Raw genomic sequence first — 12,040 nt, 5'->3', positions numbered from 1 at the left:
AACTTAATTTTAAATAAGTGTTAAATTAGGTCTATTTACCTAAATGGCGCTTATTCTTAATTAAGTTGTATATCCAAAACGATGAATGTACATTTTAGCGTTTTTTTAAAACAAGTTTATAATTTTTTTTGATTTATTTTAATCGTTATAGAGAAAAGATTATGATTTTAATAGATGCTTGAATTATAAAGGCCTATCTTAACTATGGTGAAGGACGCCGTATATTTCCCAAAAATAGTTTGATTCTTTTCATGTTGCATCCGAAAAGATACTTATTTGCACTGATTTTTCCCTTCCACAAGCGTTCTCTTTTTAGTATATTTCTATCTTTTTTATCATAACAGCTAGTCGTAAAATGGCCTGTTTTTAAATAAAAACGCTCATTTTTAACTAAAACTGAGGTAAATTGGACGGATTTGACCCGCCATTAGTAGGGGAATACAGTTTCTATCGTGATGAAAACTAAAAGGGGGATGTTCCGAAAGTAAAAACTTTCAGAACACCCCCTAATGATCATTCATTAAGAAATATTGCTCCTATGTTAGTCGCAAAATGCCTTTTTAAACGGCAACTGGTCTTTATGAAAGGCGGTTACGATAATCTTCATAGTGGAATGTACGAATGACTTTCATGCCTTCTTCTTCATTGTATAGACAAATACTTGGTAAGTTAACACCATTAAACATATGCGTTTTTACCATTGTATAGTGCGCCATATCTGTAAATACTAAACGATCGCCAGGCTTTAATGGTTCGTCGAATGAATAATCCCCAATTACATCACCAGCAAGACAAGTCATACCACCTAAACGGTATGTATACTTTTTCTCGTTTGGCATGCCAGAACCGATAATCATCGGACGGTACGGCATTTCAAGCGTATCTGGCATATGGCAAGTAGCGGATGTATCTAAAATTGCTAAATCCATCCCATTTTTTATCGTATCAAGCACAGTAGCAACAAGGTACCCTGTATTTAAGGCACAAGCTTCACCAGGCTCTAAAATAACCTTGACATCATATGTGTCCTGAATACGGTTAATCAGTTGGACTAATAATTCTACATCATAGTCTTCGCGCGTAATATGGTGACCACCACCAAAGTTTACCCACTTCATTTGATGTAAGTACTGCCCGTATTTTTCCTCGAAGTGTACTAAAATACGCTCTAGTACATCTGCACCTTGTTCACACATTGCATGGAAATGAATGCCTTCAACACCATCAAGCTCATCAGGGCGAAACGACTCGAACGGAATCCCTAGACGAGAGTTAACATAACAAGGATCATAAAGTGGCGTTTCTACCTCGGAATATCCAGGGTTTACGCGTAAACCAATTGAGATATTTTTTTCATGATTTAAAACTTTTTCTTTATACTTGTTTAATTGGTCGAATGAGTTGAATACAATGTGGTCAACATAAGTTAAATATTCATCAATTTCATGCTCAGCGTATGCAGGTGCATAGGCATGAACTTCCTTACCGAATTCCTCAAACCCTAGTCGCGCTTCAAATAAAGAAGACGATGTAATACCAGCAAGATAATTACGTGCTAGCGGAAAAGTAGACCACATTGAAAAGCCCTTTAGAGCAAGTAAAATATCGCAGCCTGTTCGATCTTGTACAGATTTTAAAATTTCCCAGTTGCGTTTTAATAAGCGCTCATCTACTACGAAAGAAGGAGATGGAGCTGCTTTCCAATCGATTTGCTTCATCTTATTTAGCCTCTTCTTTTGAAGTGAAGTCTAAGTCGACTAGTTCAGGGTTTTCAGTTTCTTGCCATGGTAGACCCCATTTGTTTAACGCATCCATGAATGGGTCTGGATTGAAATCTTCTACATTCCACACGCCAGGTTTTTGCCACTCGCCATTCATCACAAGCATTGCACCAATCATTGCTGGTACACCTGTTGTGTAAGAAATCGCTTGCGAACCAACTTCACGGTAACATTCTTGGTGGTCACATACGTTATAAACATAGTAAGTTTTTTCCTTGCCATCCTTAATACCGCGAACGATACATCCGATGTTTGTTTTACCTTTTGTAAGTGGTCCAAGTGTCGCTGGGTCTGGTAAAACCGCTTTTAAGAATTGAATTGGTTGAATCATTTGACCTTCAAATTCGATTGGCTCAATTGAAGTCATCCCAACGTTTTCTAACACGCGTAAGTGCGTTAAATATTTTTCACCAAATGTCATCCAGAAGCGGATTTGTTTTAAGCCTTTAATGTTTTTCGCTAAAGATTCTAATTCCTCATGATATAGAAGGTAGCAATCTTTTGGACCAATCTCTGGTAAATCGTAGACCATTTTGTATTCTAATGGCTCAGTTTCTACCCATTCGCCCTCTTTCCAGAAACGGCCGTTTGCTGTAATTTCGCGAATGTTAATTTCTGGGTTGAAGTTTGTTGCGAACGGAAGACCATGGTCACCACCGTTTGCATCAACGATATCGATGTAGTGAATTTCATCGAAATGGTGTTTTTGTGCATGCGCTGTGAATACGCCTGTTACACCTGGGTCGAAACCAGAGCCTAAAAGTGCAGTAATACCTGCTTCTTCAAAGCGCTCTTTATAAGCCCATTGCCATTTATATTCGAATTTAGCAGTATCTAACGGCTCGTAGTTTGCAGTATCTACGTAGTGCGTTTTTGTTGCTAAACATGCATCCATAATAGTTAAGTCTTGATATGGTAAAGCTACGTTAATTACCACATCTGGTTTAAATCCATTGATTAGTTCAATTAGCTCGTCCGTATTGTCCGCATCCACCTGTGCAGTATGGATGATTGTTTTACCGCCGTCTAATTTTTCTTTTAAAGCATCACATTTTGATTTTGTTCGACTCGCGATCATAATCTCTTCGAATACTTCAGAGTTTTGCACACATTTGTGTACCACTACGCTAGCAACACCGCCAGCTCCAATAATCAATGCTTTACCCAATTTCTTGTCACGCTCCCTAGTGTGTCAGTATTTAAAACAAGATTGATTATACAGAATACTTACGGTGCTAGCAATGATTTTTTACCAACAAAAAATAGGTGTATTTTTAGTAGTGAAAAGCCAATAATAAAAAGAAAAACAACTGGAAAAATTTTAGAAAAATATTGTATAATACAGAAAAAAACGTACATAAAGAGCGAAAGTGAAAATGTTCGTTTTCGGCTTTTGTATAGTCATATGAGTTGTTGAAAAAAGCAGTAGAGCATAAAGTGTAAAATAGCATGAAAAAGAATACCCCATATGTAACCTATTAATACGAAAAGAAGGTGATGAGGATGTCAAGAGTGTTTATGTTAGGTTTTATTTTAAGTCGAATGCTTAACCCTTTAAGTTACACAGTTTTTATTTTATTTTTTGTCATGGTTAGTGTAAGTACGGGAAATATTATTCCGAAAATAGCACTTCAAGGCTTTGCTGAGGTAATGCATCCCCTGTATTTACCGCTGTTACTGATGAGTATATTAGTACATGTCATTGTCATGATATTAATGGTTAACTTTATTTATCGGGTCATCGTAGAGGGGAAGTATATTGTTAAATTATCAACATTTGGATTTTTAATTGCCCTTTCGACGGTTCAACTCTTTACGTATTTTTGCATGAACGCATTACCGCAAGTAGGTGTACCAGGAAGGGTTGAAAGACAAATTGTAGATTTTGTCCAACACACTGCACTCAGTTATTTTGAACTCTCTTCTCTTCTATTTATGGGATTATTACTCGCGCTATATGTAGGTATTTTAGGGCGTGAAAAATTCAAGAAAAATATTGGCTTTATTGATGATACATTATACGAATAATGATGGATATTTTCTATCTGTCTAAAATTAGGGTGCACTTCGTGATTGAAGTAGCATCCTTTTATTTATCGTGTATTAACGGGTAGCTATTTATTGTAAATGATCGTCTTTTTTCATTACCGCTGTTACAGCAATGTGCAAGTTTGAATTGCATCAGTTTATATGAATGTTTCGAAGTTCTTACTATAATTTAAACATGCCTTTTATACTGACTATTACAATATTACTCGTAATGAGCAAAAATGCATCTTAAAATATCATTTAAATAGTGAAAGGTTGGTATCATAGCCTCCGCGCTTTGCCACAGCCTACACAGGAGCTAAAACAGGCGTGGCCTGTTTGGATCTCCTGTTCCTGCTCCTGACGCTTGCGCTTTCGTCGCAAAGAAATCTTGGCTCCTGTGGCTATGGCGCGCTACGGCAAAAGTCAATGCTTCTCGATGTGCTAGAAAAATATTTCTCTTACTAAAAGAAATTATTTTCTTCCTATTTGCAAGTGTAATTACCTAGCCTCTACCGTCATGAATGAGTATCTTTATTTATTTTTAGCTAGGTGTGTTGATTAACAAAATATTTCCTTTATAGAAGCGTATTTTTAGCAAAACGTGATCAAAAATGACTTGCCAGTTGATTGAAGTGGAATCGGCGAGACTCCTACGGGAAAAGCATGAGCTGAAGACCCCGCAGGAGCGAGGTACGAGCGACGAGGAGGCTGAAGCCATGCCCGTGGAAAGCGAGCCGAATGAAGCGGAAATCAACGGTTAATACAATGGTAATATATGTTTCAGGATTTGCTCATTCTAAGTATATTATTAAAACCAATAAATCCGTAATGTATTGTTTTGCTCCTTCTAATCTCGTAGACTATAGCACAGTAATATTTTTGCCTGTATACCAAATACGAAGCGTTGAGGGAAATAAAAAGAACGAGATTGTGACTAATAATTGTTCAATCGGGCATTCCTTTGTAAAATGGGTACATATAAAGGTCAGGACCGGGAGTGAAGACGTTTTGAAGAAGAAGAAAAAAGGGCTGCAAGTGTTTGAAAATGTCGTAATGTTTCCTGGCACAGTAGAGCAATTGTTGTCACAAGCACATGAATACGTAGAACAATATCAATATGATTTAGCGAACCAAAAATTTGCTGAAGCTTTGCAGTATACGTACGGAGATGAAACGACGTTAAGTGTGTATGCCTATTCATTATATGAGGCGCGTGATTTTGAGAAGGCAAAAGAAATTTGTGAACGCCTTTTAGAAATAGGTCCTTCTATGTACTTTGAGGCGATGGAGTTATACTTAACGATTTGTATGCAATTACGCCAATTTCAACAAGTAGAAAAAATTATTGAATCGTTGTTAGAAGAAGAAGTAATTCCAGACGAACAACTTGACAAATTTCTACGGCTCAAAAATTTAAATGCTGATATTGTGGAAAAGAAGCGCGTGCAAGAAGAACAACTAATCGCGCAAGAAATGATCGACAATGAGTTGTCAACAGCACAATTTCTTGAAAAAACGACCGAGGAACAGCTTGTCATGGCGCAAGAGTTAACAATGATCAATGTTCGACCCATTGCACAGATACTAAAGGAAGTAATTGAACATGAAAAGACCCACCCGTTTATTAAAAGTTTGCTTCTTATTTTATTAGTCGAGCAAGAGGTGGTAATAGATGTGGAGGTTAAAAAGTTTAATCGAGCCCGAATAGTCAATCCAGTTGAGCTTGAATTGCCGACAGGGTTACCTCATTTTCAGGCCATTACAACGATTATTTTAGAAAAATTACATCAAGAGCCATCTACATTAGAACTTGTGCAACATCTCATCACAAAACATGCCATTGCAACGTATCCATTTGAATGGCTCGATTACGATGATGAAGACGTGGCGATAGGTTATATTGATTTTGTTCGACAAATGTTCGGCAAAGTACAGGAGATGGATTATGAGATAATCGACTTTCTCCAACAGTTAGAAAAGTTAACAGAATTACAACATATGTGAAAAAAGTTGAAACTCAGCTCATCTATGTTATACTAAAATGGTTGTCAAATCGTATAAAACGAAACAATTGGTACACAACCTTAAACTTATTTTGGAGGTCATCTATATGTCAGTAAAATGGGAAAAACAAGAAGGAAACCAAGGGTTATTAACAATTGAAGTTTCTGCTGAAGAAGTAAATAAAGCTTTAGACAAAGCATTCAAAAAAATCGTAGTACAAATCAACGAACCAGGTTTCCGTAAAGGAAAAATGCCTCGTCCACTATTCGAGAAAAAATATGGCGTAGAAGCGCTTTATCAAGATGCTTTAGAAATCGTTATTCCAGATGCATACTCAAATGCAATTGATGAAGCAGGTATCGAGCCAGTTGACTACCCAGAAATCGCTGGAACAGAAAACTTCGAAAAAGGTAAAGCATTCACTTTCACAGCGACTGTAACAGTGAAGCCAGAGCCAAAATTAGGCGCATACAAAGGTTTAGAAGTAACAAAACTTCCAACTGAAGTAACGGATGAAGAAGTAGAAGCACAAATTCAAGATCAATTAGCGAAAAAAGCTGAACTTGAAATTAAAGAAGACGGCGCGATCGTAGAAGGCGACACAGCTGTAATCGATTTCGAAGGTTTCCTAGGTGAAGAAGCATTCGAAGGTGGTAAAGGTGAAGATTACGCACTAGAAATCGGTTCTGGTTCATTCATCCCAGGCTTTGAAGAGCAATTAGTAGGTGTTAAAGCTGGCGAATCTAAAGACGTAGTTGTAACATTCCCAGAAGAATACCACGCTGCTGAACTTGCAGGTAAAGAAGCTACGTTCAAAGTAGCGGTTAAAGAAGTAAAAACAAAAGTACTTCCAGAATTAAACGATGAGTTTGCTAAAGAAATCGACCCAGAAGTTGAAACTTTAGAAGCGTTACGTGCTAAAATTAAAGAGCAAACTGCTGAGCAAAAGAAAGCTGAATCAGAAGGTGCATTACGTGATGATTTAGTAGAAAAAGCAGCAGAAAACGCTGAAATGGAAATTCCAGCTGGTATGATTAACACGGAATTAGATCGTATGGTTCAAGAATTCGGTCAACGCCTTCAAATGCAAGGTATGAACCTTGACTTATACTTCCAATTCTCAGGTCAAAATGAAGAAGCTTTACGTGAGCAAATGAAAGCTGATGCTGAAAACCGCGTACGCGTTGCATTAACTTTAGAAGCAATCGCAAAAGCAGAAAACGTTGAAGTAACTGAAGAAGACATCACTGCAGAATTAGATGCAATGGCTACTCAATTCGGTATGACAGTTGAGCAAATCAAAACAGCTTTAGGTGGCACTGCTATCTTAGAAAACGATATCAAAACAAAGAAAACAGTTGAATTATTAGTAGAGAACGCTAAAATCTCTGAGTAATTGATTGGAAATATACGACAGCTAGTATCAAGTTGTATAAAATGGACTTTATAAGTAAAAACAAGGTACGGAGTTCCCGTGCCTTGTTTTATCACATTTATCTTCAATTTTTATACATAATTTTTAACAGTATACATAGAGGCAATGATTTTGACAGTCAATATATTTGATAAAGGTCACAGAATCTTGTAAGATTGTTGCTTGAATAGGGGTGAAACAAATTGTTTAAATTTAATGATGAAAAAGGCAATTTAAAGTGCTCTTTCTGTGGAAAACCACAAGAACAAGTTCGTAAACTGGTTGCAGGTCCAGGGGTATATATTTGTGATGAATGTATCGAGCTATGCTCTGAAATCGTCGTTGAAGAGCTAGGTGTGGAAGAAGAGATTGAGTTTAAAGATATTCCAAAACCAAAAGAAATTCTTGGTATTTTAGATGAGTATGTAATTGGACAAGAACGTGCCAAGAAAGCGTTAGCCGTTGCCGTGTACAATCACTATAAACGCATTAATTCGAATTCAAAAATCGATGATGTAGAGTTATCAAAATCAAATATCGTGTTAATCGGGCCAACTGGTAGCGGTAAAACATTACTAGCACAAACATTAGCACGAATTTTAAATGTACCTTTTGCTATTGCTGATGCAACTTCTTTAACAGAAGCGGGTTATGTAGGAGAAGATGTAGAAAACATCCTATTAAAACTAATCCAAGCAGCAGATTATGATATCGAGCGTGCAGAAAAAGGGATTATTTACATCGATGAAATTGATAAAGTAGCGCGTAAATCAGAAAATCCATCCATTACACGGGATGTGTCTGGTGAAGGTGTACAACAAGCATTATTAAAAATTCTTGAAGGTACAGTAGCAAGTGTGCCTCCACAAGGTGGACGTAAGCACCCACATCAAGAATTTTTACAAATCGATACATCAAATATCCTATTCATCGTAGGTGGTGCATTTGATGGTATTGAGGGAATTATTAAGCGTCGTCAAGGCGAAAAAGTAATTGGTTTCGGATCCAATCCGAATAAGCAAGAGGAAGTAGAAGGTTCATTACTTTCTCAGTTGATTCCTGAAGACTTATTAAAATTTGGTTTAATTCCAGAGTTTATTGGTCGTCTGCCAGTATTAGCTTCTTTAGAGCAGTTAAATGTAGATGCATTAGTACGTATTTTAACAGAGCCGAAAAATGCATTAGCGAAGCAATATCAAAAAATGTTGGAATTAGATAATGTTGAACTAGAGTTTGAAGAAGAAGCTTTAGTAGAAATCTCTAAACTTGCTATCGAACGTAAAACGGGAGCACGTGGACTACGTTCGATTATTGAGGCAACAATGTTAGATGTAATGTATGAATTACCATCGCGTGATGATATTGTAAAATGCATTATTACGGCTGAGACAATTACGAACAAAGCTGAACCGAAACTTCTTTTAGCAGATGGGACAGTATATAAAAAAGATAATGAAAAAACTTCTGCATAAATAAACAATTATGATTTATGCCAATCGATTAGTGGATGGATATGGCAGTAAAAAAGGCAATGCATGAATGCAAAAGTAATTTTACTCCAATCTTTCTTTAAAAAATGGACATTATAAAAAGCTGGCTTCGTACGTGTCGCTTTTAGCACAGTCGACGTCAGCTTTTTGTTAAAGTCCGCTATACATAGTTTGATTATGAAAATCGTATTTACACACATACTACAATTGCGGGTTGTTGCGTATTGATTTTGGATGGAGGTGAATACCCGCGTGAAAAAAATCGAAGAAAATGTTCCGTTACTCCCTTTAAGGGGATTACTAGTATTCCCATCAATGGTGCTACATATTGATGTTGGCCGTGAACGCTCAGTAGCAGCGCTTGAACATGCAATGTTAAACGATAGCCGCATATATTTAGCTACACAACAGGATATGCGTGTAGAGTCTCCGGAGAAAAATGATTTGTATGATGTAGGGACAGTGGCAAATGTAAAGCAAATGTTGAAATTGCCAAATGGTACTTTACGTATTTTAGTTGAAGGCATTGTACGGGCGAAGATGGTAAATTATCAAGACGGAGATCAATTTACATCTGCTGATATTGAACTGTACGAAGATTCAACAACGAAAGATGCAGAAATAGAAGCATTAATGCGTACATTAGGTGGCTATTTCGAGAAGTACGCTAAAATGTCCAATAAGATTACAACTGAAACAATTGAATCTGTGAAAGATATTGAAGAGCCGGGTCGTTTAACAGATGTTATTTCTTCTCATTTACCATTGAAAGTAGCGGAGAAGCAAGAAGTTTTAAGTATTTTTAATATTAAAAAGCGTTTGGACTACTTAATTATTCGTTTGCACGATGAGCAGGAAGTAATGGCGCTTGAGAAGAAAATTAATACAAAAGTAAAGCAAGCGATGGAACGTACACAAAAAGAATATTTCCTTCGCGAACAAATGAAGGCAATTCAACAAGAACTTGGAGATCGGGATGGTAAGACAGGCGAGGTCTCTGATTTACGTAAGCGTATTGAAGCAGCAAATATGCCTGAATCAACACGTCAAGTGGCGTTAAAAGAATTAGACCGCTATGAAAAATTACCAGCTGCAAGTGCAGAAAGTGGCGTAATTCGAAACTATGTAGAATGGTTAGTATCCATTCCATGGGACGTAAAAACAGAAGACCGTTTAGATATCAACTATGCTGAAGAAATTTTAAATCGTGACCATACAGGTTTAGATAAAGTAAAAGAGCGTATTTTGGAATACTTATCTGTACGTCAATTGATGAATTCATTGCGTGGTCCGATTATTTGTTTAGCTGGGCCTCCAGGTGTTGGTAAAACAAGTTTAGCGCGCTCAATTGCGGAAAGTTTAGATCGTAAATTTGTGCGTATGTCACTTGGTGGCGTGCGCGATGAGTCTGAAATTCGCGGGCATCGACGCACGTATGTTGGGGCAATGCCAGGTCGAATTATTCAAGGCATGAAAAAAGTAGGGACGATCAATCCCGTATTTTTACTTGATGAAATCGATAAAATGTCAAATGACTTCCGTGGTGACCCATCAGCAGCGATGCTAGAAGTACTGGATCCAGAGCAAAATAATACGTTTAGCGATCATTATATTGAAGAACCATACGATCTATCAAATGTATTATTTATTGCGACAGCAAATGATTTAAGTACAATTCCAGGCCCACTTTTAGACCGTATGGAAGTCATTTCGATTGCTGGCTACACAGAAATTGAAAAGACAGAGATTACGAAAAATCATTTAATTCCAAAGCAAATGAAAGAACATGGCTTGAAAAAGGCTCAATTAACGGTGAAGGATGAAGCAATCCTTGATTTAATTCGCTATTATACGCGTGAAGCAGGTGTGCGTGGCTTAGAACGTCAAGTCGCAACGGTTTGTCGTAAAGCGGCTAGAATTATTGTGACAGGGGAAAAGAAGCGTATAACGGTTTCTTCCAAAGTGCTTGTTGACATGCTTGGTAAGCATCGTTTCCGTTACGGGCAAGCTGAAACAAAAAATCAGATTGGTGTAGCAACAGGTTTAGCCTATACGACAGTTGGTGGCGATACATTGCAAATCGAAGTTTCGTTAACGCCTGGTAAAGGGAAATTACAACTAACAGGGAAACTGGGGGATGTGATGAAAGAGTCTGCGCAAACAGCTCTTTCGTATGTGCGTTCATTAACAGATCAACTCGGTGTAAAACCAGAATTTTTTGATGAGCATGATTTACACATCCACGTGCCAGAAGGAGCAGTGCCGAAGGATGGGCCATCAGCTGGGATTACCATTGTCACAGCTATCGTTTCAGCTATCACGAAAAAGCCGATTAAACGTGAAGTGGGTATGACAGGGGAAGTGACGCTGCGCGGTCGTGTATTACCGATTGGTGGCGTAAAAGAAAAATCGTTAAGTGCACACCGGGCAGGCTTAACAACCATTATTTTACCAAAGGACAATGAGCGCGATATTGATGATATTCCAGAAATTATTCGCGAGCAGTTGTCATTTAAATTAGTGTCACAAGCGGAGGATGTGCTTGAACTGGCGCTTGATGGAGGGTTTTAGAAAAAATGAAAGTCCATAATGTCGAAATGGTCATTAGTGCCGTTAGACCAGAGCAATACCCTGAAGATGGACTTCCTGAATTTGCGCTAGCAGGGCGCTCTAACGTCGGGAAATCTTCATTCATTAACCGTATGATAGGGCGTAAGGCATTAGCGCGTATATCTTCAAAACCGGGTAAAACACAAACATTGAACTTTTACAAAATTGAAGAACAGTTATTTTTTGTGGACGTACCGGGTTATGGTTATGCAAAAGTATCAAAAACCGAGCGAGCAGCTTGGGGCAAAATGATCGAAAAATATTTTACAGGCCGTGATTTATTAAAGGCGGTTGTACTCATTGTTGATTTACGTCATGAACCAACGACCGATGATTGCATGATGTATGACTTTTTAAAGCACTATAATATTCCATGTATTGTGATTGCAACAAAATGTGATAAAATCCCGAAAGGTAAATGGGATAAGCATAAAAAAGTGGTGCGAGAAACATTGCAGATGGATAAGCAAGATCCATTAATCGTGTTCTCATCTGAGAAGGGGATTGGCTTCGAACAAGCATGGGCTGAAATCGAAGGCCGCATGTAACCTTGAGTTTTTCTTATAAGGAAGTCAACCTAAAAGCGCCACATCCATGTGGCAACGGTTGACTGACTCATATCGTATGAGCCCTCGAACAAGCATGGGCTGAAATCGAAGGCCGCATGTAACCTTGAGTTTTTCTTATAAGGAAGTCAACCTAAAAGCGCC

8 protein-coding genes are annotated in these 12,040 nt (G+C 37.8%); 6 read left to right on the top strand and 2 right to left on the bottom strand.

Annotated features, from left to right (window positions below; genetic code table 11):
* Positions 1-578 precede the first annotated feature (578 nt).
* Both nspC and AC3II9_RS17810 read right to left on the bottom strand, forming a co-directional pair.
* Entirely contained in the window at positions 579-1,718 is a 1,140-nt protein-coding gene (gene nspC / locus AC3II9_RS17815) for a carboxynorspermidine decarboxylase (RefSeq protein WP_489157602.1), read from the bottom strand.
* A 1-nt stretch (position 1,719) separates the two neighbouring features.
* Positions 1,720-2,949 carry a saccharopine dehydrogenase family protein gene (locus AC3II9_RS17810; RefSeq protein ID WP_391369233.1) on the bottom strand — a complete coding sequence of 410 codons (1,230 nt, stop codon included), beginning with the start codon at positions 2,947-2,949 and terminating at the stop codon, positions 1,720-1,722.
* A gap of 335 nt (positions 2,950-3,284) precedes the next feature.
* Between AC3II9_RS17810 and AC3II9_RS17805 the strand changes: the two genes are divergently transcribed.
* From AC3II9_RS17805 to yihA, 6 genes are all read left to right on the top strand, one after another.
* On the top strand, positions 3,285-3,809 hold the full coding sequence (locus AC3II9_RS17805; RefSeq protein ID WP_489157600.1) for a hypothetical protein: 525 nt from the start codon (positions 3,285-3,287) through the stop codon (positions 3,807-3,809).
* Between the two features lie 1,011 nt (positions 3,810-4,820).
* Positions 4,821-5,816: a tetratricopeptide repeat protein gene (locus tag AC3II9_RS17800; protein WP_489157598.1), complete on the top strand. Its 996-nt coding sequence runs from the start codon at positions 4,821-4,823 to the stop codon at positions 5,814-5,816.
* A 106-nt stretch (positions 5,817-5,922) separates the two neighbouring features.
* Positions 5,923-7,212, top strand: coding sequence for a trigger factor (gene tig, locus AC3II9_RS17795; protein ID WP_489157596.1), 1,290 nt, complete (start codon positions 5,923-5,925; stop codon positions 7,210-7,212).
* 221 nt (positions 7,213-7,433) lie between these two features.
* A complete protein-coding gene (gene clpX, locus AC3II9_RS17790; RefSeq protein ID WP_391369248.1) occupies positions 7,434-8,702 on the top strand; it encodes an ATP-dependent protease ATP-binding subunit ClpX in 1,269 nt (422 codons plus the stop codon).
* Between the two features lie 252 nt (positions 8,703-8,954).
* Complete coding sequence (gene lon, locus AC3II9_RS17785) at positions 8,955-11,291, top strand: endopeptidase La (protein ID WP_489157594.1); 2,337 nt, start codon at positions 8,955-8,957, stop codon at positions 11,289-11,291.
* Between the two features lie 5 nt (positions 11,292-11,296).
* The gene (yihA, locus tag AC3II9_RS17780; RefSeq protein WP_489157592.1) at positions 11,297-11,878 is read left to right on the top strand and encodes a ribosome biogenesis GTP-binding protein YihA/YsxC; all 582 of its coding nucleotides are present in this window, start codon (positions 11,297-11,299) and stop codon (positions 11,876-11,878) included.
* Positions 11,879-12,040: the final 162 nt, after the last annotated feature.

It is taken from the genome of Lysinibacillus sp. RU7 (assembly GCF_057837305.1).
Note: the sequence above shows the minus strand (reverse complement) of the source record. Positions and strands in the feature narration are given on the sequence as shown.